Origin of the sequence: Pseudomonas sp. SW-3, from assembly GCF_016615645.1 — a bacterium.
Lineage (GTDB): Bacteria > Pseudomonadota > Gammaproteobacteria > Pseudomonadales > Pseudomonadaceae > Aquipseudomonas > Aquipseudomonas mandelii.
In genome coordinates this window covers 6,214,466-6,237,317 of the sequence record NZ_CP067098.1, presented here as the reverse complement: position 1 = coordinate 6,237,317, position 22,852 = coordinate 6,214,466, and the positions used below count along the sequence as shown (strand labels likewise).

The 22,852-nt window shown below is 61.0% G+C and carries 22 protein-coding genes and 1 other RNA gene; 14 read left to right on the top strand and 9 right to left on the bottom strand.

All coding sequences use genetic code 11. The features are described 5' to 3' along the window. Window positions 1-56: 56 nt before the first annotated feature. Window positions 57-506, bottom strand: a complete 450-nt coding sequence (locus JIO00_RS28345; protein ID WP_077747168.1) for an EVE domain-containing protein — start codon at window positions 504-506, stop codon at window positions 57-59. Between the two features lie 201 nt (window positions 507-707). Between JIO00_RS28345 and JIO00_RS28340 the strand changes: the two genes are divergently transcribed. Beyond that, complete coding sequence (locus tag JIO00_RS28340) at window positions 708-860, top strand: hypothetical protein (protein WP_007942433.1); 153 nt, start codon at window positions 708-710, stop codon at window positions 858-860. Window positions 861-895: 35 nt separating this feature from the next. On the opposite strand, the gene JIO00_RS28335 is transcribed toward JIO00_RS28340, so the two are convergent. From JIO00_RS28335 to JIO00_RS28320, 4 genes are all read right to left on the bottom strand, one after another. Further along, entirely contained in the window at window positions 896-1,501 is a 606-nt protein-coding gene (locus tag JIO00_RS28335) for a 5-formyltetrahydrofolate cyclo-ligase (protein ID WP_010465002.1), read from the bottom strand. Window positions 1,502-1,587: 86 nt separating this feature from the next. Further along, window positions 1,588-1,766: non-coding RNA, 6S RNA (gene ssrS, locus JIO00_RS28330), on the bottom strand. A gap of 30 nt (window positions 1,767-1,796) precedes the next feature. Then, window positions 1,797-2,114 (bottom strand): cell division protein ZapA, encoded by a 318-nt coding sequence (locus tag JIO00_RS28325; RefSeq protein WP_007942435.1) that lies wholly within the window; start codon window positions 2,112-2,114, stop codon window positions 1,797-1,799. Then, window positions 2,111-2,320 carry a TIGR02449 family protein gene (locus JIO00_RS28320; RefSeq protein ID WP_003213954.1) on the bottom strand — a complete coding sequence of 70 codons (210 nt, stop codon included), beginning with the start codon at window positions 2,318-2,320 and terminating at the stop codon, window positions 2,111-2,113. The genes JIO00_RS28325 and JIO00_RS28320 overlap by 4 nt, the downstream gene beginning before the upstream one ends. A gap of 124 nt (window positions 2,321-2,444) precedes the next feature. On the opposite strand from JIO00_RS28320, the gene JIO00_RS28315 reads away from it, so the two are divergent. From JIO00_RS28315 to gcvP, 10 genes are all read left to right on the top strand, one after another. Continuing rightward, window positions 2,445-3,005: a YecA/YgfB family protein gene (locus JIO00_RS28315; RefSeq protein ID WP_010464994.1), complete on the top strand. Its 561-nt coding sequence runs from the start codon at window positions 2,445-2,447 to the stop codon at window positions 3,003-3,005. A 26-nt stretch (window positions 3,006-3,031) separates the two neighbouring features. Next, window positions 3,032-4,366, top strand: a complete 1,335-nt coding sequence (pepP, locus tag JIO00_RS28310; RefSeq protein WP_154502140.1) for a Xaa-Pro aminopeptidase — start codon at window positions 3,032-3,034, stop codon at window positions 4,364-4,366. Next, complete coding sequence (gene ubiH / locus JIO00_RS28305; RefSeq protein ID WP_200667264.1) at window positions 4,363-5,550, top strand: 2-octaprenyl-6-methoxyphenyl hydroxylase; 1,188 nt, start codon at window positions 4,363-4,365, stop codon at window positions 5,548-5,550. Before pepP ends, ubiH begins: the two co-directional genes overlap by 4 nt. Next, complete coding sequence (locus JIO00_RS28300) at window positions 5,543-6,028, top strand: DUF4442 domain-containing protein (RefSeq protein ID WP_010464988.1); 486 nt, start codon at window positions 5,543-5,545, stop codon at window positions 6,026-6,028. The genes ubiH and JIO00_RS28300 overlap by 8 nt, the downstream gene beginning before the upstream one ends. Before the next feature lie 9 nt (window positions 6,029-6,037). After that, window positions 6,038-7,255: a 2-octaprenyl-3-methyl-6-methoxy-1,4-benzoquinol hydroxylase gene (locus JIO00_RS28295; RefSeq protein WP_172792597.1), complete on the top strand. Its 1,218-nt coding sequence runs from the start codon at window positions 6,038-6,040 to the stop codon at window positions 7,253-7,255. Window positions 7,256-7,475: 220 nt separating this feature from the next. Then, window positions 7,476-8,480 carry an extracellular solute-binding protein gene (locus JIO00_RS28290; protein ID WP_083375503.1) on the top strand — a complete coding sequence of 335 codons (1,005 nt, stop codon included), beginning with the start codon at window positions 7,476-7,478 and terminating at the stop codon, window positions 8,478-8,480. A 211-nt stretch (window positions 8,481-8,691) separates the two neighbouring features. Beyond that, entirely contained in the window at window positions 8,692-10,308 is a 1,617-nt protein-coding gene (locus JIO00_RS28285) for an ABC transporter permease (RefSeq protein WP_102594811.1), read from the top strand. A gap of 155 nt (window positions 10,309-10,463) precedes the next feature. Beyond that, complete coding sequence (gene gcvT / locus JIO00_RS28280; protein WP_010464981.1) at window positions 10,464-11,546, top strand: glycine cleavage system aminomethyltransferase GcvT; 1,083 nt, start codon at window positions 10,464-10,466, stop codon at window positions 11,544-11,546. A 49-nt stretch (window positions 11,547-11,595) separates the two neighbouring features. Then, complete coding sequence (gene gcvH / locus JIO00_RS28275) at window positions 11,596-11,979, top strand: glycine cleavage system protein GcvH (RefSeq protein WP_010464979.1); 384 nt, start codon at window positions 11,596-11,598, stop codon at window positions 11,977-11,979. Between the two features lie 173 nt (window positions 11,980-12,152). Then, window positions 12,153-15,026, top strand: a complete 2,874-nt coding sequence (gene gcvP / locus JIO00_RS28270) for an aminomethyl-transferring glycine dehydrogenase (protein WP_200667263.1) — start codon at window positions 12,153-12,155, stop codon at window positions 15,024-15,026. Window positions 15,027-15,201: 175 nt separating this feature from the next. Here the strand turns inward: gcvP and JIO00_RS28265 are convergent, their stop codons facing one another. The 3 genes from JIO00_RS28265 to JIO00_RS28255 form a co-directional block, all read right to left on the bottom strand. Then, the gene (locus JIO00_RS28265; RefSeq protein ID WP_169857239.1) at window positions 15,202-15,522 is read right to left on the bottom strand and encodes a DUF2388 domain-containing protein; all 321 of its coding nucleotides are present in this window, start codon (window positions 15,520-15,522) and stop codon (window positions 15,202-15,204) included. A 69-nt stretch (window positions 15,523-15,591) separates the two neighbouring features. Continuing rightward, window positions 15,592-17,376, bottom strand: coding sequence for a GspE/PulE family protein (locus JIO00_RS28260; RefSeq protein WP_200667262.1), 1,785 nt, complete (start codon window positions 17,374-17,376; stop codon window positions 15,592-15,594). Window positions 17,377-17,466: 90 nt separating this feature from the next. Further along, on the bottom strand, window positions 17,467-17,805 hold the full coding sequence (locus tag JIO00_RS28255) for a hypothetical protein (protein ID WP_010466649.1): 339 nt from the start codon (window positions 17,803-17,805) through the stop codon (window positions 17,467-17,469). A gap of 125 nt (window positions 17,806-17,930) precedes the next feature. On the opposite strand from JIO00_RS28255, the gene JIO00_RS28250 reads away from it, so the two are divergent. Further along, complete coding sequence (locus JIO00_RS28250; protein ID WP_046045137.1) at window positions 17,931-18,395, top strand: Lrp/AsnC family transcriptional regulator; 465 nt, start codon at window positions 17,931-17,933, stop codon at window positions 18,393-18,395. Window positions 18,396-18,516: 121 nt separating this feature from the next. Here the strand turns inward: JIO00_RS28250 and JIO00_RS28245 are convergent, their stop codons facing one another. Then, window positions 18,517-19,884, bottom strand: coding sequence for a CYTH domain-containing protein (locus JIO00_RS28245; RefSeq protein WP_169857165.1), 1,368 nt, complete (start codon window positions 19,882-19,884; stop codon window positions 18,517-18,519). A gap of 157 nt (window positions 19,885-20,041) precedes the next feature. On the opposite strand from JIO00_RS28245, the gene argE reads away from it, so the two are divergent. Together argE and argA are read left to right on the top strand one after the other, a co-directional pair. Next, the gene (gene argE / locus JIO00_RS28240; RefSeq protein WP_200667261.1) at window positions 20,042-21,211 is read left to right on the top strand and encodes an acetylornithine deacetylase; all 1,170 of its coding nucleotides are present in this window, start codon (window positions 20,042-20,044) and stop codon (window positions 21,209-21,211) included. A gap of 233 nt (window positions 21,212-21,444) precedes the next feature. After that, complete coding sequence (gene argA / locus JIO00_RS28235) at window positions 21,445-22,743, top strand: amino-acid N-acetyltransferase (RefSeq protein WP_010466657.1); 1,299 nt, start codon at window positions 21,445-21,447, stop codon at window positions 22,741-22,743. Window positions 22,744-22,852 lie beyond the last annotated feature (109 nt).

The following is a 22,852-nucleotide window of genomic DNA, read 5'->3' as shown; positions in this document are numbered from 1 at the left end:
CAACGGGGTGTCACGTCTGACCGATCCAGGCCAGAGCGTCGGGCGGTTCAGCTTGTTTAGCGCAGGCCGAGCACCGCTGTCCATTGCTCGGCGGTAACCGGCATCACCGACAACCTTGAGCCTTTCTGCACCAATGGCATCTCGGCCAACGCCGTCTGCTGCTTCAAGTAATCCAGCTTCAACACCTTGGAAAACGTCTCGACATGCGCAACATCAATCGCGCTCCAGGCGTTTTTCTCTGGCGTGGCCTTTGGATCGTAGTAATGACTTTCCGGCTCCAGCGCCGTTGGGTCCGGATACGCCGCTTGAATAATCTTTCCGATCCCGGCAATCCCGGGCTCCGGGCAGCTGGAGTGATAGAAGAAAAACTCGTCGCCCACCGCCATCGTCCGCAAAAAGTTACGCGCCTGATAGTTGCGAACCCCATCCCAGCGCGCTTTGCCAAGCTTCGCCAGGTCTTTGATCGAGAGTTCATCGGGCTCGGATTTCATCAGCCAATAGGCCATGGTTTTTGCTCCTTGCGAGGTGATTGGGCAAGTTGTCGGGCAATTTTATGACAAACCGACAGTCGGTTGACGCCAGCGTTTGCGTGTCAGTTCACGTTGCCGCAAAATGCCGGCCTTCTAAGCTTGACGCTGCTGCACGGCCTACACCTACAACGGAAACCGCTGCTGTCATCGTGTTGATGTGCCTTTGGGGGGCAATCGATGAAACGCAAACCGGATTTACTATGGATTTTGGTTATTTTGTTCGGCCTCGGCGTCGTGACCACCGGCTATGCCCAAAGCCTGTGGAACAACAAGACTGACGCGCCAATCGAAATCGCACAGCAACAACAGCCGTCGGCCTTCAAGCGCTGAGCCTGTTTTTCGGGCGCCGCTGATTCCAGTGGCGTCTAGCCTGCGAAATACCACGCCTTGTCGGTAACCGTTCCTTGCAACGGCACATCCCAGCTCGCCTGAGCCAATCGTTCTACCTTCTGACATTCATGGGCCAGGCCCAGCAGCGTCGGCTTGCGCCAGTTTTTTCGCCGCGCCAGGTAGGCGAGGCTTCGATCGTAGAAACCGCCGCCCATTCCCAGGCGGCCGCCGACGTCGTCAAATCCCACCAATGGCAACAGCACCAGGTCCAGCGCCCAGACTTTGCGCTGGCGGGCGAGGTTGTGCCGGGGTTCGAGAATACGAAAGCGGTTGGGTTTGAGTTTTTCACCGGGACGAATCCGCTGGAACACCATTTTGGTCCGCGGCCAGGCACTGAGTACCGGTAGATAAGTCGCCTTGCCCCGACGTTGCGCCGCGCGCAGCAACAGGCGCGGGTCGATTTCACCGTCGGTGGGCAGGTAGAGGGAGATGTGTTTGGCCCGGCGAAACAACGGCTGCTGAGCCAATTGCTTGTACAGCCCGCGAGCAGCCTGGCGTTGCTGACTGGGGGTCAGTGCGCGGCGGGCCTTGCGCAGCATGCGTCGAAGTTGCGGGCGGGGCAGCAGCGCAGGTTCGGTCATGGATTCAGGCTTCGACAGGACAGATACGTAAAGCGTACCCGTAAAAAAGCCGATGCCGGTATTTAAACCGGCATCGGACTGGAATCAGGCTCCCCGGATGAACCGCTGCTGACTTAGCCCTTGAACCCGAAAGTTCAAGGTGGAAGATGCAGTAGGCTTTAAGGCTTTCCGTCTAGCGGACATGCACACCAGCCCAACGTGCAGCCTCCAGGGTAGTGCGAATCGGCTCAGGGACGTGGTCAACTGGCAAGCACCCCAGGGAGTGATGCGAGTATACCCCAAGCGGTTTCGTGTTTCAGCCCTTGGTGACGTCCGGATCGGTGGCAAGCACCAGATCGACGCGATCCAGCAGGTCGCGAACCTGCTCGCGAGTCGAGCCACTGGCCTGCACATCCGGGCGTTCTTCCTTGTGCAGAAGATCGTGCGTGATGTTCAGCGCGGCCATCACGGCAATGCGGTCGGCGCCGATGACTTTGCCGCTGCTGCGGATTTCACGCATCTTCCCGTCCAGGTAACGGGCGGCGCTCACCAGGTTGCTGCGCTCTTCCTGGGGGCAGATGATCGAATATTCTTTATCGAGGATCTGCACGGTAACGCTATTGCTTGAACTCATGAGTCTTGCTCCAGGGCCTTGAGGCGCGAAATCATTGATTCGACCTTACGCCGGGCGATTTCGTTCTTTTCAATGAGGTGAGCGCGTTCCTCGCGCCAGGTTTTTTCCTGAGCTAATAGGAGTCCGTTTTGACTCTTAAGTTGCTCGACCCGATTAATTAGCAGTTCGAGTCTGGCCATCAGCGCTTGCAGGTCGGTGTCTTCCATTGTGTCCACTGAATAGTCTGATGGGGGTAACGGGCGGACAGCCTTTAATAGTCTTGGCGAGTCTGTCGATGTAGGATACAAGGCCTTCATTCTAGACATAGCGCCGTCTGGCGCCTAGCTGCCCATGCCCATTCAGAATTCCCCGTATCAAGCCTTCGCCACCCTGCTGACTTCCAGCGGTCATAACGTCTCGCCTGCCGAACTGCACGGCCTGCTGCTCGGCCGCAGCTGCGCCGGTGCCGGTTTCGATGCCGAAGGCTGGCTGGTCGATGCCGCCGAACTGCTCGAAACTGAGCCCCAGGATAATGTCCGCAATGCCTTGATCGGCTTGCAGGAGATGGTCAAGGGCGAGCTCACCGGCGACGACGTCACTGTCGTTCTGCTGCTGCCGACCGATGACGCGCCACTGGCTGACCGTGCCGCGGCACTGGGCCAATGGTGCCAGGGCTTTCTCAGCGGTTTCGGCCTGAACTGCCGTGACAGCAGCATGCTGAGCACCGAAGCCACCGAAGTGTTGCAGGATCTGGCGGCTATTTCCCAGGTGCAAGACGCCCTGGAAGAGTCCGAAGACGGCGAAAGCGACTACATGGAAGTGATGGAATACCTGCGCGTTGCGCCGCTGCTGCTGTTCTCCGAAACCAAAAAAGCGGAAGAGCCGGCTGCGGCCAAGCCGTCGCTGCATTAATTGTTGCCAGGGAACGCCATCTGCCCATGATTCATATCCCGAAATCGGAATACAGCCGTCGCCGCAAGGCCCTGATGGCGCAGATGGAACCCAACAGCATCGCCATCCTGCCCGCCGCCGCAGTAGCCATACGCAACCGCGACGTCGAGCACGTCTACCGGCAGGACAGCGACTTCCAGTACCTCAGCGGCTTCCCCGAGCCTCAGGCCGTCATCGTACTGATGCCCGGTCGCGAACATGGCGAGTACATTCTGTTCTGCCGTGAACGCAACGCCGAGCGAGAACTGTGGGACGGCCTGCGCGCCGGCCAGGAAGGCGCGATCCGCGACTTCGGCGCCGACGATGCGTTTCCCATCACCGACATCGACGACATCCTGCCGGGCCTGATCGAAGGGCGCGACCGGGTGTATTCGGCCATGGGCAGCAACCCGGAATTCGACCGGCACCTGATGGAGTGGATCAACGTGATCCGCTCTAAAGCGCACCTCGGCGCCCAGCCGCCGAACGAATACGTTGCCCTGGATCATCTACTGCACGACATGCGCCTGTATAAATCGGCGGCAGAAGTGAAGGTGATGCGCGAAGCCGCACGGATTTCCGCCCAGGCGCATATCCGGGCGATGCAGGCCAGCCGGGCCGGGCTGCACGAGTTCAGCCTCGAAGCCGAACTCGATTACGAATTCCGCAAGGGCGGGGCGAAGATGCCCGCCTACGGTTCGATCGTCGCCGCCGGGCGCAACAGCTGCATCCTGCATTACCAGCAGAATGATGCCGTGCTCAAGGATGGCGACCTGGTGTTGATCGATGCCGGTTGCGAGATCGACTGCTACGCCAGCGACATCACCCGCACCTGGCCAGTCAACGGCAAGTATTCAGCGGAGCAGAAAGCGATTTACGAGTTGGTGCTGGCGTCGCAAGAAGCCGCATTCGCCGAAATCGCCCCGAACAAACACTGGAATCAGGCGCACGAAGCCACGGTCCGGGTGATTACCTCCGGTCTGGTGAAGTTGGGCCTGTTGCAGGGCGACGTCGACGAGTTGATCGCCAGCGAAGCCTATAAAGCGTTTTACATGCATCGTGCCGGCCATTGGTTGGGCATGGATGTGCATGACGTCGGCGAATACAAGGTCGGCGGCGAATGGCGGGTGCTGGAAGTCGGCATGGCGCTCACTGTGGAACCGGGCATCTACATTGCCCCGGACAACCAGAACGTAGCGAAGAAATGGCGCGGCATTGGCGTGCGCATCGAGGACGACGTGGTGGTCACCAAAAACGGTTGTGAAATCCTGACCCAAGGCGTGCCGAAAACGGTCGCCGAGATCGAGGCCTTGATGGCTGCTGCGCGGACAAAAGCGGCATGAGTCGAGTCAATCTGGCAATTATCGGTGGCGGCCTGGTGGGCGCCAGCCTTGCATTGGCGTTGCAGGCCGGGGCCAAGGCCCGTGGCTGGAAGATCGTGCTGATCGAGCCATTCGCCCCGGGCGACACCTATCAACCGAGCTACGACGCCCGTTCTTCGGCGCTGTCCTACGGGGCCAAACAGATTTATCAACGGTTGGGCGTGTGGCAGGAAATCTCCCGCCGCGCCGAGCCGATCAAGCAGATTCATGTCTCCGACCGTGGACGTTTTTCCACCGCACGTTTGTCGGCGATGGAAGAGGGCGTGCCGGCGCTGGGTTATGTGGTGGAAAACGCCTGGCTCGGCCAATGCCTCTGGCAGGGCCTGGACAAGGATGTGGTCACTTGGCGTTGCCCGGCGGAAGTCACGCACATGGAACCGCTGACCGATGGCTATCGCCTGACCCTCAACGATGAAACCACCCTGGAATGCGACCTTGCGGTGCTCGCTGATGGCGGCCGTTCGGGCCTGCGCGAGCAATTGGGCATCGGCATCAAAAAGCGTCCGTACAACCAGAGCGCACTGATTGCCAACATCACCCCGAGCGAAGCGCATAACGGCGTGGCCTTCGAGCGCTTCACCGATGACGGCCCGATGGCGTTGTTGCCACTGCCGGACAACCGCTGCGCCCTGGTCTGGACCCGCTTGGGGATGGACGCGCAACGACTGGCGGCGCTGGATGAGCGCAGTTTCCTCAGCGAGTTGCAGGGCGTGTTCGGTTATCGCCTTGGCACCCTGAAGCAGGTGGGCGCGCGGCATCTGTACCCATTGACACTGATCGAAGCCGAAGAGCAAGTGCGTCCGCATCTGGCCATCCTCGGCAACGCCGCCCACAGCCTGCACCCGATTGCCGGCCAGGGCTTCAACCTGTCGTTGCGTGATGCTCAAGCCCTGGCCGATGCGCTGCTGGCGAGCGACACGTCGCCCGGCGACTTCGCGACCTTGCAGGCTTATCGCGAGCGTCAGCGCATGGATCAGAACCTGACTGTGGGTTTCTCCGATCAGGTGACCCGTTTGTTCGGCAGCACCCAGCCACTGGTTTCGCTGGGCCGCAACATCGGCCTGCTCGGTCTCGATCTGCTGCCGCCGGCCAAGCGCTGGTTCGCCCGGCAAGCCATGGGCCTGGGTACGCGTCCCGATGCTTAAGTGGCTGACTGATACGTTCGGTAAAGCGCGGTTGATGCGGTGGTTCATGACCTTCTACCCGCCGTACCTCGGTGCCGGGGTGCGGGTGCAGCACATCAGCGATGACTTCCGGGACATTCAAGTGTCCATGGGACTGAGTTGGTACAACCGCAATTACGTCGGTACCCAGTTTGGCGGCAGCCTGTATTCGATGGTCGACCCGTTCTACATGCTGATGCTGATGGAAAACCTCGGTCGTCAGTTCATTGTCTGGGACAAGGCTGCCGACATCGATTTCATCGCGCCGGGCAAAGGCCCGGTGTTCGCCCGCTTCAGCATCGACGAGACCTTGCTCGACGAGATCCGTCGACAGACAGCGAACGGCGAAAAATACCTGCCGCAGCTGCAGGTTGATATTCATGACGGTGCTGGCGCCCTGGTGGCGCGGGTGCAGAAAACCCTTTACGTGCGGCTCAAACCGCAAGCGAGACAGGCTTAAAGCATGGAAATGCGCGCAGATCTGCTGATTGTCGGGGCCGGAATGGTCGGCAGCGCCCTGGCGCTGGCGTTGCAGGACAGCGGGCTGGAAGTCCTGTTGCTGGACGGCAGCCCGATGAGCGTCAAACCCTTTGATGCCCAGGCGCCGTTCGAACCGAGGGTGAGTGCCTTGTCGGCGGCCAGCCAGCGCATTCTCGAGCGCCTGGGCGTGTGGGACGGCATCGCCAATCGCCGCAGCAGCCCTTACACCGACATGCAGGTCTGGGATGGCAGCGGCACCGGGCAGATTCGTTTCTCGGCCGCCAGTGTGCATGCCGACGTGCTGGGCCATATCGTCGAGAACCGCGTGGTTCAGGATGCCTTGCTGGATCGTCTGCACGACTGCGACCTCGGGATGCTGGCCAATGCGCGTCTGGAGCAGATGCGCCGCTCCGGCGATGACTGGCTGCTGACCCTGGCCGATGGTCGCACCTTGCGCGCGCCCCTGGTGATAGCGGCGGATGGCGCCAATTCGGCGGTGCGGCGCCTGACCGGCGTGGCCACGCGCGAGTGGGACTATCTGCACCATGCGATCGTCACCAGCGTGCGCAACTCCAAACCTCATCAAATGACCGCGTGGCAGCGCTTCACCGACAACGGTCCATTGGCGTTTCTGCCGTTGGAGCGGGACGGTCAGCAGGATTGGTGTTCGATTGTCTGGTCGACCACGCCGAGCGAAGCCGAACGCCTGATGGCGCTGGACGACGGCGCTTTCTGTCTCGAATTGGAACGCGCCTTTGAAGGCCGGCTCGGGACGGTGCTCAGCGCCGACCCGCGTTTGTGCGTGCCGCTGCGTCAGCGGCATGCCAAGCGATATGTGGCTGAAGGTTTGGCGTTGATCGGTGATGCGGCGCATACCATTCACCCGCTGGCCGGGCAGGGCGTCAACCTCGGTTTCCTCGACGCCGCTGTGCTGGCCGAAGTGCTGCTGCAAGCGGCAGGGCGCGGCGAGCGATTGGCGGATGTGAAGGTGCTGAGTCGTTACGAGCGTCGGCGCATGCCGCACAACCTGGCGTTGATGGCGGCGATGGAAGGCTTTGAACGCTTGTTCCAGGCGGATCCGTTGCCGGTTCGCTGGTTGCGTAATGCCGGGTTGAAGATGGTTGACCAGATGCCGGAAGCCAAGGCGTTGTTCGTGCGCGAAGCGCTGGGGTTGATCGGGGATTTGCCGGCGCTGGCCAAGGCCTGACGTCTTCATTGCGGCAGACGGCCTCATCGCGAGCAGGCTCGCTCCCACAGTTGAAATGCATTCCCCTGTGGGAGCGAGCCTGCTTGCGATGGCGTTGGTACATTCACCCCCCATGTCGACCATGCAACATTTGGTAACGCCTCCGCGAACTGTTCGATTGAGAAGCTAAATGTGAGTCCTTATCATTTGCCCTCAATTTTCCAATCGAGAGATCGCTCCCATGTTGGCACCGAAGCGTCTACTGACTGCACTCGCCCTGACCCTGATCGGTAGCACCACTGCCCAGGCCGCCGACGAGGTGGTGGTTTACTCCTCGCGTATCGACGAGCTGATCAAGCCGGTCTTCGATGCCTACACCGCGAAAACCGGTGTGCAGGTGAAGTTCATCACCGACAAGGAAGCGCCGTTGATGCAGCGGATCAAGGCCGAGGGCGAGAACGCCACCGCCGACCTGCTGTTGACCGTCGATGCCGGCAACCTCTGGCAGGCTGAGCAGATGGGCATCCTGCAACCGTTCACCTCCAAGGTGATCGACGCCAACATCCCGCTGCAATACCGCTCCTCGGCTCACGCCTGGACTGGCTTGAGCCTGCGGGCGCGGACCATCGCCTACTCCACCGCGCGGGTGAAACCGGGCGAGCTGACCACTTACGAAGCGCTGGCCGATAAAAACTGGGAAGGTCGCCTGTGCCTGCGCACGGCGAAGAAGGTCTACAACCAGTCCTTGACCGCCACCATGATCGAAGTGCACGGCGCCGAAAAAACCGAGAAGATCCTCAAAGGTTGGGTCAACAACCTGTCCACCGATGTGTTCTCCGATGACATCGCGGTGCTGGAAGCGATCAACGCTGGCCAATGCGACGTCGGCATCGTCAACACTTACTACTATGGCCGCCTGCACAAACAGAAGCCTGACCTGGCCGTGAAGCTGTTCTGGCCGAACCAGGGCGATCGCGGCGTACACGTGAACCTGTCGGGCATCGGCCTGACCAAGCATGCACCGCATCCAGAAGCCGCCAAAGCCCTGGTTGAATGGATGACCACCCCTGAAGCGCAGAAGATCTTCGCTGACGTGAACCAGGAATTCCCGGCTAACCCTGCGGTTCAACCGTCTGCGGAAGTGGCGAGCTGGGGCAAGTTTGTGGCGGATACGCTACCGGTGGAAATTGCCGGCAAGCGTCAGGCTGAAGCGATTCGCATGATGGATCGGGCTGGCTGGAACTGACTTCACCGTTATTGTGGCGAGCGGCTACCTGTGGCGAGGGAGCTTGCTCCCGCTGAGCTGCGAAACGGCCCCGTTGGCGTCGACAGGTCAGGATCGAGATGATCTGATAACCTCCTGCGGCTGCTTCGCACCCGAGCGGGAGCAAGCTCCCTCGCCACAAAATGGAGCCGACTTCAGGTTAGAGTCGGCCCATATTTTCTAGAGAATCCCCTTGGCCCACCCCGCCCAACGCCGCTGGTATCCCCTGGTCTTCGCCATCGCCGCGCTGGTCCTGCTGCCCCTGAGCGTCCTGTTCTTCTCCTGGCAAACCATCGATCAGCAAATCTGGTCCCACCTCTGGGACACCCAGATGCCGCGCCTGCTGGGCAATACCCTGACCCTGGTGTTCGGCGTCGGTATCGGCGTCACGCTCCTGGGTGTGAGCCTCGCCTGGCTCACCAGCCTCTGCGAATTTCCCGGCCGGCGTTGGCTGGACTGGGCGCTGATGCTGCCATTTGCCATTCCTGCTTACGTGCTGGCCTTCGTCTTCGTCGGCCTGCTGGATTTCGCCGGCCCCGTGCAAACCTTGCTGCGCGAATGGTTCGGCACCGAGCTGCGATTGCCGAGAGTGCGTTCCACCGGCGGCGTCATCCTTGTTCTGGTGCTGGTGTTTTATCCCTACGTTTACCTGCTGGCGCGCACTGCGTTCCTGGCCCAAGGCAAAGGCCTGATGGAAGCGGCGCGGGTGCTGGGGCAATCGCCGTGGCAGGCGTTCTGGCGAGTGGCCTTGCCCATGGCGCGGCCGGCGATTGGTGCCGGTGTGGCCTTGGCGCTGATGGAAACCCTGGCGGACTTCGGTGCGGTGTCGGTGTTCAACTTCGACACGTTCACCACGGCCATCTACAAAACCTGGTACGGATTTTTCAGCCTCTCCACCGCCGCGCAACTGGCCAGCCTGTTACTGCTGGTGGTGATGGTCGTGTTGTACGGCGAACGGCGTGCTCGCGGGGCCAACCGCACCAGCAATGAACGACCCCGGATCAAGGCGCTGTATCACCTGCGGGGTTTCAAGGCGTTGGCGGCCATGACTTGGTGTGGCCTGGTGTTCGCCTGTGCCTTCGTCATTCCGATGCTGCAACTGGTGGTGTGGTTCTGGCAGCGTGGACGCTTCGACCTGGATGAGCGTTACGCCGGTCTGATCGTCCACACCTTGTACCTGGGCGGCATGGCCGCGCTGATCACCGTCAGCGTTGCCCTGGTGCTGGCATTTGCCCGGCGCCTGGCACCGACCCGGGCGATCCGCTCCGGTATCAGCCTGGCCAATCTCGGCTACGCCCTGCCGGGTTCGGTGCTGGCGGTGTCGATCATGCTGGCGTTCAGTTATCTGGATCGCGAGCTGGTCATCCCGCTGTCGGGCTGGCTCGGTGGCGCGGGCAAGCCATTGCTGCTGGGCAGTCTGTCGGCGTTGTTGCTGGCCTATCTGGTGCGTTTCATCGCCGTGGCCTACGGACCGCTGGAAAGCAGCCTGGCGCGAATACGGCCATCTTTGCCCGAAGCGGCACGTAGCCTTGGGGTCAGTGGGCCACGACTGTTTTTCAAAGTGTATCTGCCTTTATTGCTGCCCGGCACGTTGAGTGCCGCGTTGCTGGTGTTCGTCGATGTGCTCAAGGAAATGCCCGCGACCCTGCTGATGCGCCCGTTTGGCTGGGACACGCTGGCGGTACGGATCTTTGAAATGACCAGCGAAGGGGAGTGGGCGAGAGCTTCGTTGCCGGCCTTGACTCTGGTTTTGGTCGGGCTGTTACCGGTCATCGGATTGATTCGACGTTCGGCGCATCGAAACGCCTAGGTGTCAGTCCTACACCTTGAGGCTACAATGCGCGGCATTCGGTGCGGTCCGTCCTACGGACCTGGTAGCTGACATCGGCTCAAAGCCTTCTATTTCAAGGCTTTCGCCCGTAAAGCACCGGCCCGCACCTTCGCCACGCCCGGAAGGAGAAACCCATGGGACAGCGCACGCCTCTGTATGACCTTCATCTCGCCCTAGGCGCGAAGATGGTCGATTTTGGCGGTTGGGATATGCCTCTGCATTACGGATCGCAGGTCGAGGAACACCATCAGGTGCGCCGCGATTGCGGGGTTTTCGATGTATCCCACATGACCGTGATTGATGTCACCGGCCCCCAGGCCAAAGCCTGGCTCCAGCATTTGCTGGCCAATGACGTCGAGCGCCTGCACAGCCCTGGCCGTGCCTTGTACAGCACCATGCTCAACGAGCGCGGCGGCATCGTCGACGACATGATCGTCTACCGTCTCGAGGACGGTTATCGGCTGGTGGTCAACGCCTCCACCCGCAATCAGGACCTCGCCTGGATGCAGGCCCATCTCGATGGTTTCGATGTGCAGCTCAACGAGCGCTCCGAACTGGCGATGCTGGCGATTCAAGGCCCCCATGCCCGGCACAAGATTTCCGAACTGGTCACCCAGTCCCGCGGCAACCTGATCCAGATGCTCAAGCCTTTTGAAGGTCAGCCTGACGGCGACTGGTTCATCGCGCGCACCGGATATACCGGTGAAGATGGCCTGGAGATCGTTCTACCCGCCAATCAGGCGCCAGGGTTTTTCAACGACCTGGTGGGCGCGGGCATTTCTCCTATCGGCCTGGGTGCCCGGGATACCTTGCGTGTCGAAGCCGGCATGAACCTGTACGGCCAGGACATTCATCAAGACGTTTCACCGCTGGCCTCGAACATGGCCTGGAGCATTGCCTGGGAACCGGCCACTCGCCAGTTCATTGGTCGCAGCGCCCTGGAAGCCGAGCGGGCGGGTGGTGTGCAGCACAAACTGGTCGGTCTGGTCCTTGAGGAACGTGGGGTTTTGCGCGCTCATCAAGTGGTCCGTATCGCCAATGTTGGCGAAGGAGAGATCACCAGTGGTAGTTTCTCTCCTACGCTTAGCAAGTCGATAGCACTGGCGCGCGTGCCGATGGCAACTGCCGACCGCGCAGAAGTGGAAATCCGTGGCAAGTGGTACCCGGTCCGGGTGGTCAAACCGACCTTCGTCCGCCATGGCAAAACCTTGATCTAACCTTTTTGGCGGGCAACGACCGCTGACAATTCTCTTGAGGACACAGAACATGAGCGATATCCCTGCCGACCTGCGTTTTGCCGAAAGTCACGAATGGGCCCGTCTGGAAACCGATGGCACCGTTACCGTGGGCATCAGCGATCACGCTCAGGAAGCCTTGGGCGATGTGGTGTTCGTTGAGCTGACTGAAGTTGGAAAAGTTTTCGCTGCCGGCGATCAATCCGGTGTCGTTGAGTCGGTTAAAGCTGCGTCCGACATCTATGCGCCGATTGCTGGCGAAGTGATTGCGATCAACGAAGAGCTGAACGGTTCGCCTGAACTGCTGAACACCGATCCATACGGCGCGTGGATCTTCAAACTCAAGCCTAGCGACAAGGCTGAGCTGGACAAGCTGCTCGATGCAGCCGGCTACAAGGCCGCCATCGGCGACTAAGCCTTCAGCGTCATCCCAAAGCCCCGACGTGTCGGGGCTTTTTTTCGCCTGACGGATTTCCCTGTGGGAGCGGGCAAGCCTCGCTCCTGCACGGGTTCGCTGTTGGCAGCGGCTGCTATGCTGGTTTGACCGTGTTGCATCGACGTTGAGCGCCAGCCTAGAGAGAGCCCGTCATGTCCCAGTTGCCGTCCTTGAGCCAGTTACGCGATCCCAATGCCTTCCTTCGCCGCCACCTTGGCCCCGATGCTGCCGAGCAACAGGCGATGCTCGACAGCCTCGGCCTCGGCAGCCGGGTCGAACTGATCGAACAGACGGTACCGCCGGGAATCCGCCTGAACCGCGAGCTCGATTTGCCGCCGGCCCTCGACGAAGAGGCTGCGCTGGCCAAGCTGCGCGGGTACGCCGAGCAAAACCAGGTCTGGACCAGCCTGATCGGTATGGGTTACCACGGCACCCTCACGCCGGCCGTCATTCTGCGCAACGTGTTGGAAAATCCCGGTTGGTACACCGCCTACACCCCTTATCAGCCGGAGATTGCCCAGGGGCGGCTCGAAGCGCTGCTGAATTTCCAGCAATTGACCATCGACCTCACGGGCCTCGAACTGGCCAACGCTTCGCTGCTCGATGAAGCCACGGCGGCGGCGGAAGCCATGGCGTTGGCCAAGCGGGTCGCCAAGTCCCGGAGCAATCTGTTCTTCGTCGATGAGAACTGCCATCCGCAAACCATTTCCGTGGTGCAGACCCGGGCCGAAGGGTTCGGTTTCGAGCTGATCATCGACGCTGTGGATAACTTGAAACAGCACGAGGTGTTTGGTGCGTTGCTGCAATATCCCGACACCCACGGCGAGATCCGCGACCTGCGTCCGTTGATCGATCATCTGCATGCCCAGCAGGCGCTGGCCTGTGTCGCGACGGATCTGCTGAGCCTGCTGTTGCTGACCCCGCCTGGGGAGTTGGGCGCCGACGTGGTGTTCGGCTCGTCCCAGCGCTTCGGTGTGCCGATGGGGTACGGCGGGCCGCACGCTGCGTTTTTTGCCAGCCGCGATGAGTACAAACGGGCGATTCCCGGGCGGATCATCGGCGTGTCGAAAGATGCTCGCGGCAATGTCGCGCTGCGCATGGCCCTGCAAACCCGTGAGCAACATATCCGCCGGGAGAAGGCCAACTCGAACATCTGCACCGCTCAGGTGCTGCTGGCCAACATCGCCAGTTTCTATGCGGTCTACCATGGTCCGGAAGGACTCAAACGCATTGCCCAGCGCGTCCATCGGTTGACCTGCATCCTCGCCGCTGGCCTGGAGCGTCACGGCATCACTCGCCTCAACACCCACTTTTTCGACACGCTGACGCTGGAGGTTGGTGGTACTCAGACCGCAATTATCGAAAGCGCCCAGGCAGCACAGATCAACTTGCGCATTCTCGGGCGCGGGCAGTTGGGGCTGAGCCTCGACGAAACCTCTGACGAATCCACGGTAGCGAAACTGTTTGATGTGTTCCTCGGTTCCGATCATGGGCTGAACGTCGACGAACTGGACGCTCAAACCCTTGCTTCCGGTATTCCGGCAGGTCTGCTGCGCACCTCGCCTTATCTGCGTCATCCGGTATTCAGCGCCCATCACAGCGAAACCGAGATGCTGCGTTACCTCAAGCAACTGGAAAACAAAGACCTGGCGCTCAACCAATCAATGATCCCGCTGGGCTCCTGCACCATGAAACTCAATGCCACCAGCGAGATGATCCCCATCACCTGGCCGCCATTCGCCAACCTGCATCCGTTTGTACCGAAAGAGCAGGCGGTGGGTTATTCGCTGATGATCGAGGAACTGGAACGCTGGCTCTGCGCAATCACCGGTTTCGACGCGATTTGCATGCAACCCAACTCCGGCGCTCAAGGCGAGTACGCCGGGCTGCTGGCGATCCGCAAATATCACGAGAGCCGTCATCAGGGGGCGCGAGAGATTTGCCTGATTCCGTCCTCGGCCCACGGAACCAACCCTGCCTCGGCTCAGATGGCCGGGATGCGCGTGGTGATCGTCGAATGCGACGAGGCCGGCAACGTCGATCTGGATGACCTGAAAGGCAAGGCCGCGGACGCAGGCGACAAACTCGCCTGCCTGATGGCGACGTATCCGTCGACCCATGGCGTGTACGAGGAAGGCATCAGCGAAATCTGTGAAGTTATCCACAGCCACGGCGGCCAGGTGTACATGGACGGCGCCAACCTCAACGCGCAGGTGGGATTGGCGCGGCCGGCGGACATTGGCGCCGATGTCTCCCACATGAACTTGCACAAGACGTTCTGCATTCCCCATGGCGGCGGCGGGCCGGGCATGGGGCCGATAGGCGTGCGCGCGCATTTGGCGCCGTTCGTCGCCAATCACCCGGTGGTGCCGATTGAGGGACCGCTGGCGCAGAACGGTGCGGTCAGCGCAGCGCCCTGGGGCAGCGCGAGCATTTTGCCGATCAGCTGGATGTACATTGCCATGATGGGCCCGCAATTGGCGGATGCCAGCGAGGTGGCGATCCTCGCTGCGAATTACCTGGCGCAACATTTGTCCGGGGCGTTTCCAGTGCTCTTCACCGGGCGCAATGAACGGGTGGCGCACGAATGCATCCTCGATTTGCGGCCATTGAAGGCGCTGACCGGGATCAGTGAAGAGGACGTGGCCAAGCGCCTGATGGATTACGGTTTCCATGCGCCGACCATGTCGTTTCCGGTGCCAGGGACACTGATGGTCGAGCCGACCGAGAGCGAATCAAAGGCCGAACTGGATCGGTTTATCGGGGCGATGCTGAGCATTCGCGCGGAAATCACCGAGGTGCAGAACGGTAACTGGCCCGCCGAAGACAATCCGCTGAAGCGAGCGCCGCACACCCTGGCCGATATCACCGGGGTCTGGGAGCGGCCTTACAGCATCGAGCAAGCGGTGACGCCGGATGCGCACACCAAGGCGCACAAGTATTGGCCGGTGGTGAATCGGGTGGACAACGTCTATGGCGACAGGAATCTGTTCTGTGCCTGCGTGCCCGTCGATGATTACCGCTGATCGCCCGGACTACGCAAATCCAATGTAGGAGCGAGCCTGCTCGCGACAGCGGTGCAACAGTCGCTGAAATGTTGACTGATCCACCGCTATCGCGAGCAGGCTCGCTCCTGCAGGGTTTTGTGTCGGGCAAAAAAATGCCACTCACGGGAGCGGCATTTTTATTCAGCTGAACAGCTTATTCCGAAGCCACGGCATTCTTTGCCAGGATCGCATTCGCCAGCTCCATGTCCGTCGCCTGCAGGCCCGGATTGTCGGCGCGGACTTTCTGCATTGCGGCTTCCAGATAAGGACCGCGGATGCCGCCGTCACTGGCGACGAAGCTGCCGGCATCGTCCTGCGCGGCAACGATCAGCTTGTGATCCTTGAAGGTCAGGTAGGTCGAACCGGTGGTGGCACCGGACGAAATGACGTTACGCCAAAAGCTATCGGCCATCGCCGAACCGACTGGAAGGGACAACAACGCGATGGTAGCGACAGCAAGTTTGAGACGCATGATGGGGTGACTCCACTGGTTAACTACGGCGTTGGATGCCTTTCCCCCCATCCAGTTCCGTGACGGCCGTGCCTACTTTTGTTCGCTCTGCGGCGTCACGCGCAAGACTTCCTCGATGGTCGTCAGGCCGGCCGCCACTTTCTGCGCCCCCGACAGCCGCAGGCTGCGCATGCCTTCCTTGAACGCCTGGCGCCGCACCGCCAGCAGATCGGTGTCGGGATTGATCAGCGCCTTAACATCATCCGTCAGTTGCATGATTTCGTAGACCCCGGCGCGGCCGCGGTAGCCGGTGTCGCGGCATTCCAGGCAGCCGATGGCGCGCTGGGCGTTGGTGGGCAGTGGCGCTTGCCAGGGTTTGGTCAGGGTTTGCCAGTCTTCTTCACCCAACGTCAGTGGTGCCTTGCAGTGCGAGCACAAGGTTCGCACCAGGCGCTGGGCCATGACGCCGAGCACCGTGGCTTTGATCAGGTAATGCGGCACGCCGAGTTCCAGCAAGCGGCTGATCGCGCTGGGCGCGTCATTGGTGTGCAAGGTCGAGAGCACCAGGTGACCCGTGAGCGCAGCCTGGATCGCCATTTCTGCGGTTTCGAGGTCGCGAATCTCGCCGATCATGATGATGTCCGGATCCTGCCGCATCAGTGCGCGAACACCGGCGGCGAAGGTCAGGTCGATGTTGTGCTGGACCTGCATCTGATTGAAGGCCGGCTCGACCATTTCGATCGGGTCTTCGATGGTGCAGAGGTTGACCTCCGGCGTCGCCAGTTTCTTCAGCGTGGTGTAAAGCGTGGTGGTTTTGCCCGAACCCGTCGGCCCGGTCACCAGAATGATGCCGTTGGGCTGGCGGGTCATGTCCTGCCAGCGGCGCAGGTCTTCGGCGGAGAAGCCCAACTGATCGAAGTCCTTGAGCAGCACCTCCGGGTCGAAGATCCGCATGACCATTTTTTCGCCGAACGCCGTCGGCAGCGTCGACAACCGCAGCTCGACCTCGCCGCCGTCCGGGGTCTTGGTCTTCACCCGGCCGTCCTGGGGTTTGCGCTTTTCCGCCACGTTCATCCGCCCGAGGCTTTTCAGGCGGCTGACGATGGCCATGGTCACTTGCGGGGGGAATTGATAGACGTTGTGCAGCACGCCGTCGATGCGAAAGCGCACCGTGCCTTGCTCGCGTCGAGGTTCGATGTGGATATCGCTGGCGCGCTGCTGGAAGGCGTACTGGAACAGCCAGTCGACGATGTTGACGATGTGCGCGTCGTTGGCGTCCGGTTCCTGGTCGCTGGCGCCGAGGTTGAGCAATTGTTCGAAATTGCCCAGGTTGCTGGCCTGCTGATCGTTGTTGGTCGCACCGCTGACCGATTTGGCCAGCCGGAAAAACTCGACGCTGAAGCGCTGGATGTCCACCGGGTTGGCCACTACGCGTTTGATCGGCAGTTTCAGCACATGAGTCAGGTCAGCTTCCCAGCCGTTGACGTAAGGCTGGGCGCTGGCCACGGTCACCGCGTCGCGGTCGATGGACACCGCCAGAATCTTGTGACGCTGGGCGAAGGCGTAGGACATCAGCGGCGTAATCGCCGCCACGTTGATTTTCAGCGGATCGATGCGCAAGTAAGGCTGGCCCGCCTGCTGCGACAGCCACAGGGTCAGGCTTTCCAGATCGAGGTGTTTACCGGGACGGCTGAGGTCGTCCAGGTGCTGGCTGGCAATGAATTCCAGGGGATGCATCTGGCCATGGGTGGCGTGGCGGCGGCGGGCATTGAGCGCGTGTTCGGCCGAGTCCTGGCTGATAAAGCCCTGGGCGACCAGTTCACGCAGCAAATCATTGAGATCCAGCCAGCGGTCCTGAATGGCAAGTTGAACGGACATGCGGGCTCCTCATGAACAACAGTTCGCAAAGGATAGTCGCGGACCCGCCGACCGTTGGGCCACTACCCGACGAAGCCGTGTCGAGGTTTGTCAGCCCGCCGCCTGAACAGGCGCTTCCCGCAGGGAATCAGCCGCTTGCAGCTCCACCGAACACACGTTGATCAGGTTACGTAATTTTTCCGCAATCACTTCGGCGCGATGCCAGCTCAACCCGTCCATGACGATGTCGATCGACATCAGATCGTCCATCCGCTGCGCGCTGACCTGTTGCGGCGTCAGAAACTGCAAAGCGAACAGGTTGAGCGCCCGGCACAGCAGGTCTGGCTCGGCTTCGGCCAGCAGTTGGTAATGAACGCGGCAGTGCGCGTTGCCGGCGTGCCAGACATCGGCGCGGATAGGCGAGGTGTTCACAGCTTCCAGGTGCGGCATGGTCGGTCTCCAAATCTATGGAGAAATTTTTACATTCGGCGCCGGGCATTTCTTATCTATGATGGGGCTTATTGGCTATTTTTCGAATTGTTTGATTCGGTCAGCTATCAATTACGGGTTTATTTATGCACAGCGAGCTGGATGGCTACGACCGCAAGATTCTCGCGTTGCTGCAAGAGGACGCTTCGCTGTCCAGCGCGCAGATTGCCGAGCAGGTAGGGCTCTCGCAGTCGCCGTGCTGGCGGCGGATTCAGCGGATGAAGGAGGAGGGGATCATTCGCGGGCAGGTGACGTTGCTCGACCGGAAGAAGATCGGGCTTAACACGCAGATCTTTGCCGAGATCAAACTCAACGCGCACGGGCGTTCGAACTTCACTGAGTTTACCGAGGCGATTCGCGGCTTTCCCGAGGTGCTGGAGTGTTATGTGCTGATGGGGTCGGTGGATTTTTTGCTGCGGATTGTCACGGCGGACATCGAGGCGTATGAGCGGTTTTTCTTCGAAAAGCTGTCGATGGTGCCGGGGATTCAGGAAGTGAACTCGATTGTGGCGTTGTCGGAGATCAAGTCGACGACGAGTTTGCCTGTCTAGGGTATGCGGTGAATGTGCTGGCCTCTTCGCGGGCAAGCCTCGCTCCTACAGGTTTGAGTCGGCCGCCGAATTGGGGTCAACGAAAATACTGTAGGAGCGAGGCTTGCCCGCGAAGGCGGTGTTACATGCGCAGCAGCATTTTCCAGGCTCGATTCTGATAAACCGCAATGGCTTGCTGCTTGCGCGCATCCAGCGATTCATCGGTGATCGGCTCGTTCGCCAATTGGGCAAGCTGCTTCAGCTCGCCGTACAGGCGGTCCATTTCCGGAATGTCCAGCACGGCACGGGCATGGTGCAGCCAGGCCTGGATGCGCTCGATGCGCGGCAGTTGCTCGGCCAGGTCTTCCGGCTGTTGCTGATAACGCTGCAATTGCAGGGAGGTCGCTTCTTCACCCAGCAAACGCGGCAACCAGCTACCCAATTGCGCAGCACCCTGGCGATTGCCACGGACGTTGCGATCAGTTGCCCAGGTGCGGGCCAGCAACCAACGCGACGTGTTCAGCGAGAACAAGCCCCAGCGCGGGTCTTCCAGTTCTTCGAGGAATTGCTCCGGCGCGGCTTTGCGCACGTCTTCGTCGTCGATACCGGCTTGCACCAGCGGGCGCCAGTCTTCGAGCAAGGCATCCAGAGCAACGCGCAGATCGTGAGTCGACTGACGCGGTGCGGCCTGGCCCAGGCTGCTCAGCAAGGCACGCAATTCGGCCAGGTTCTCGACCCAGTCCTGCAACAAGCGCCAGTGGCCATTGAAGCGATACTGCTCGGCCAGACGCTGGCTGCTGCTCAGCAAATGCCAGCTCAGCGCGGCGAATGCATCGTCCAGCGGCGTTTCAGCGGTGATTTGCGGTGCCGGCAGGCTCAACGAATAGCTGTTGGCGTCGTACAAGCGATAACCGCGCTCGGCCTTGCTGATGTCACACGGCATCAGGGCCAGGGTCGCGGCCAGTTCGGCGGCCAGTTCCAGCAGGGCAGCCGGCTCGCCTTCGCGCAGTTCCAGTTCCAGCTCGCAGATTTCTTCTTTCTGCTTGCCGACCACCACGTGGCCCAGGTCCAGTGCGGCTTCGATGACCACTTTGGTCTTGCCGCGGCCCCAGGCGATTTCAGCGCGTTCGCGAACGAAATCGGTGGTGAAGATCGGTTTCAGGGTTTTCTTGTCCAGCTCGGCCAATTCTTCTGGCCAGCATTCGCCGTCGAGTTTCTTGACGTCGAGTTTGGCTTTGGGCAGGTTCCAGTCGTATTCGTTACGCTCGGACAGACCGGCGACGCTCTGGCCTCGGGTCTTGAGCGTTTGAATCACTTCTTCGCCGTCCTTGCGCAGGCGCAGGGCAACCTTGGCGCGGGCCAGGTCGCGCTCAGGCGTGTCGAAGTATTGGTTCATCAACTCACGGCGTTCCCAGCCACTTTTGTTGCGTTTTTTCAGGAGCGGGTGCTCGCGCAGGGCTGCGAGGGTTTCGCGGCTGACGCGGAGTTTGATTTCGGTTTCTTTCTGCATGGCCGGAAAATCCAGGATCGGGAGCGCAGCCGGGGGAAATGTGTGGCTGCCAAGGCCGTGCAGTGTACAGGACTCCTTAGTCCTACGTGCCGCGGCGGTTTATTCCTGTCGCCAGATGGTTCTATGATGGTCTTCAATTCGCGAGTTGGAGTCAGCGATGCCTTTGCCGTCCATGAAAGATCAGTTCGCTGCGCTGATTGCTGCGCCGACGGTCAGCTGTACCCAGCCCAGCCTTGATCAATCCAACCGTCCGGTCATCGACTTGCTGGCGACGTGGCTCGGTGACCTGGGTTTCGCCTGCGACATCCAGCAGGTCAGCCCCGGCAAGTTCAACTTGCTGGCCAGTTTCGGCTCCGGCCCCGGTGGCCTGGTGCTGGCCGGGCATAGCGATACGGTGCCGTTCGATGGCGCACTGTGGCAGACCGATCCGTTGAAACTGACCGAAGTCGATGGCCGCTGGGTGGGCCTTGGCAGTTGCGACATGAAAGGCTTTTTTGCCCTGGCCATCGAGGCGGTTATTCCGCTGCTCGATCAGCCTTTCAAGCAACCGCTGCTGATCCTCGCCACGTGCGATGAAGAAAGCTCGATGTCCGGCGCTCGTGCCCTGGCCGAAGCCGGCCGTCCGCTGGGGCGTGCGGCGGTGATTGGCGAGCCGACCGGGCTGAAGCCGATCCGCATGCACAAAGGCATCATGATGGAGCGCATCGACATCCTCGGACAGAGCGGCCATTCCTCGGACCCGCGCCTGGGACATAGCGCCCTTGAGGCCATGCACGATGCCATCGGCGAGCTGCGTGGCCTGCGCCTGTTGTGGCAGCGTGAATTCCGCAATCCGCAATTCGGCGTGCCGACACCGACCATGAACTTCGGCTGTATCCATGGCGGCGACAATCCCAACCGTATCTGCGGCCAGTGTTCACTGGAGTTCGACTTGCGGCCGTTGCCGGGCATGGACCCCAAAGCCCTGCGCGCGGCCATTCTGCAGCGGCTCAACCCGATTGCCGAACGCCATCAGGTGAAGATCAATTACGCGCCGCTGTTCCCCGAAGTGCCGCCGTTCGAGCAGGCCGAGGACGCCGAATTGGTCCGGGTCGCCGAAAAGCTCACCGGCCATCGCGCCGAAGCAGTGGCGTTCGGCACCGAAGCGCCTTATCTTCAGCGTCTTGGCTGCGAAACGCTGGTACTCGGCCCGGGTGATATCGCCTGTGCGCACCAACCGGGTGAATACCTCGAAATGTCACGTTTGCAGCCTACCGTGCATCTATTACGTCAATTGATTGAACATTACTGCCTGACACCGGCCCAAAAGCCAATGTCAGGTGGTTGAACCTGTAGGAGCCGGCTTGCTGGCGATGAACGATGACGCGGTTCTCCTGATGAACCACGGCGCCTGCATCGCCAGCAAGCCGGCTCCCACAGGTGTAAATTGCCAGTGTCCCAACCCGTATTCATGAGGAGAGCGCGCGTGTCGCCAAGCCTGTTCCGACGATAACCATCAGCCCGCTGTGCGTTTTCAGTTTCGCCCATTTTTTGGCTGCTATTTATTACAGGCCCAGGTTCATGCCCGAATACGTTAATTGGCTTCGTCACGCTTCGCCTTACATCAACGCTCACCGCGATTGCACCTTCGTCGTCATGCTGCCCGGCGACGGTGTTGAGCATCCGAATTTCGGCAACATCGTCCACGACCTGGTGCTGCTGCATAGCCTCGGCGTGCGCCTGGTGCTGGTTCACGGTTCCCGTCCGCAAATCGAAACCCGCCTCGCCGCACGCGGCCTGACCCCGCATTACCACCACGGGATGCGCATCACCGATGCCGCGACCCTGGAGTGTGTGATCGATGCGGTCGGCCAGTTGCGCATCGCCATCGAAGCGCGGCTGTCGATGGACATGGCCTCGTCGCCGATGCAGGGCTCGCGCCTGCGGGTGGCCAGCGGCAACCTGGTGACGGCACGGCCGATCGGCGTGCTGGAAGGCGTCGACTATCACCACACCGGTGAAGTGCGCCGGGTTGACCGCAAGGGCATCAATCGCCTGCTGGACGAGCGCTCCATCGTGCTGCTGTCGCCATTGGGCTACTCGCCGACCGGGGAGATTTTCAACCTCGCCTGCGAAGACGTTGCCACGCGCGCGGCCATCGACCTGGGTGCGGACAAACTGCTGCTGTTTGGTGCTGACCTTGGCTTGATCGATGAAAACGGTCGGCTGGTGCGTGAGCTGCGTCCGCAACAAGTCCCGGCGCATTTGCAGCGTCTGGGCAGCAACTATCAGGCGGAACTGCTGGATGCCGCGGCTGAAGCGTGCCGGGGCGGCGTTGCCCGCAGCCATATCGTCAGCTATGCCGAAAACGGTGCGCTGCTGACCGAGCTGTTCACCCGCGACGGTGGCGGTACGCTAGTGGCCCAGGAGCAATTCGAGATCGTGCGCGAAGCGGCCATCGAAGATGTCGGTGGTTTGCTGGACCTGATCAGCCCGCTGGAAGAGCAAGGGATTCTGGTGCGTCGTTCCCGCGAGGTGCTGGAGCGCGAGATTGAGCAGTTCAGCGTGGTTGAGCGCGAAGGCATGATCATCGCTTGTGCGGCGTTGTATCAGATTGCCGATTCGGACGCTGGCGAGTTGGCGTGTCTGGCGGTCAACCCGGAATACCGCCACGGCGGTCGCGGTGATGAGCTGTTGGAGCGCATCGAGACCCGCGCCCGGGCCCAGGGCTTGAAAACCCTGTTCGTGCTGACGACCCGGACCGCCCACTGGTTCCGCGAACGCGGGTTCGTGCCGAGCAGCGTCGAACGCCTGCCGTCGGCGCGAGCGTCGCTGTACAACTATCAGCGTAATTCGAAGATCTTCGAAAAAGCCCTGTAACTGCGGGCTTTTGTGGCGAGGGAGCTTGCTCCCGCTGGAGGCCGAAGGACTCCCAAACCCGGCAACTCGGTCTATCAGACATAACGCGTTTACCGGGTTTGGGGGCGCT

Bases quoted from the DNA above. Each gene is read 5' to 3' on its own strand.
- JIO00_RS28320 (WP_003213954.1), bottom strand. From the start codon at position 2,320: ATGGAAGACACCGACCTGCAAGCGCTGATGGCCAGACTCGAACTGCTA.
- JIO00_RS28295 (WP_172792597.1), top strand. From the start codon at position 6,038: ATGCGCGCAGATCTGCTGATTGTCGGGGCCGGAATGGTCGGCAGCGCC.
- gcvP (WP_200667263.1), top strand. From the start codon at position 12,153: ATGTCCCAGTTGCCGTCCTTGAGCCAGTTACGCGATCCCAATGCCTTC.
- argA (WP_010466657.1), top strand. From the start codon at position 21,445: ATGCCCGAATACGTTAATTGGCTTCGTCACGCTTCGCCTTACATCAAC.
- gcvH (WP_010464979.1), top strand. From the start codon at position 11,596: ATGAGCGATATCCCTGCCGACCTGCGTTTTGCCGAAAGTCACGAATGG.
- JIO00_RS28300 (WP_010464988.1), top strand. From the start codon at position 5,543: ATGCTTAAGTGGCTGACTGATACGTTCGGTAAAGCGCGGTTGATGCGG.
- argE (WP_200667261.1), top strand. From the start codon at position 20,042: ATGCCTTTGCCGTCCATGAAAGATCAGTTCGCTGCGCTGATTGCTGCG.
- JIO00_RS28250 (WP_046045137.1), top strand. From the start codon at position 17,931: ATGCACAGCGAGCTGGATGGCTACGACCGCAAGATTCTCGCGTTGCTG.
- pepP (WP_154502140.1), top strand. From the start codon at position 3,032: ATGATTCATATCCCGAAATCGGAATACAGCCGTCGCCGCAAGGCCCTG.
- JIO00_RS28335 (WP_010465002.1), bottom strand. From the start codon at position 1,501: ATGACCGAACCTGCGCTGCTGCCCCGCCCGCAACTTCGACGCATGCTG.
- JIO00_RS28340 (WP_007942433.1), top strand. From the start codon at position 708: ATGAAACGCAAACCGGATTTACTATGGATTTTGGTTATTTTGTTCGGC.
- ubiH (WP_200667264.1), top strand. From the start codon at position 4,363: ATGAGTCGAGTCAATCTGGCAATTATCGGTGGCGGCCTGGTGGGCGCC.
- JIO00_RS28315 (WP_010464994.1), top strand. From the start codon at position 2,445: ATGCCCATTCAGAATTCCCCGTATCAAGCCTTCGCCACCCTGCTGACT.
- JIO00_RS28260 (WP_200667262.1), bottom strand. From the start codon at position 17,376: ATGTCCGTTCAACTTGCCATTCAGGACCGCTGGCTGGATCTCAATGAT.
- JIO00_RS28325 (WP_007942435.1), bottom strand. From the start codon at position 2,114: ATGAGTTCAAGCAATAGCGTTACCGTGCAGATCCTCGATAAAGAATAT.
- JIO00_RS28255 (WP_010466649.1), bottom strand. From the start codon at position 17,805: ATGCCGCACCTGGAAGCTGTGAACACCTCGCCTATCCGCGCCGATGTC.
- JIO00_RS28290 (WP_083375503.1), top strand. From the start codon at position 7,476: ATGTTGGCACCGAAGCGTCTACTGACTGCACTCGCCCTGACCCTGATC.
- JIO00_RS28245 (WP_169857165.1), bottom strand. From the start codon at position 19,884: ATGCAGAAAGAAACCGAAATCAAACTCCGCGTCAGCCGCGAAACCCTC.
- JIO00_RS28345 (WP_077747168.1), bottom strand. From the start codon at position 506: ATGGCCTATTGGCTGATGAAATCCGAGCCCGATGAACTCTCGATCAAA.
- gcvT (WP_010464981.1), top strand. From the start codon at position 10,464: ATGGGACAGCGCACGCCTCTGTATGACCTTCATCTCGCCCTAGGCGCG.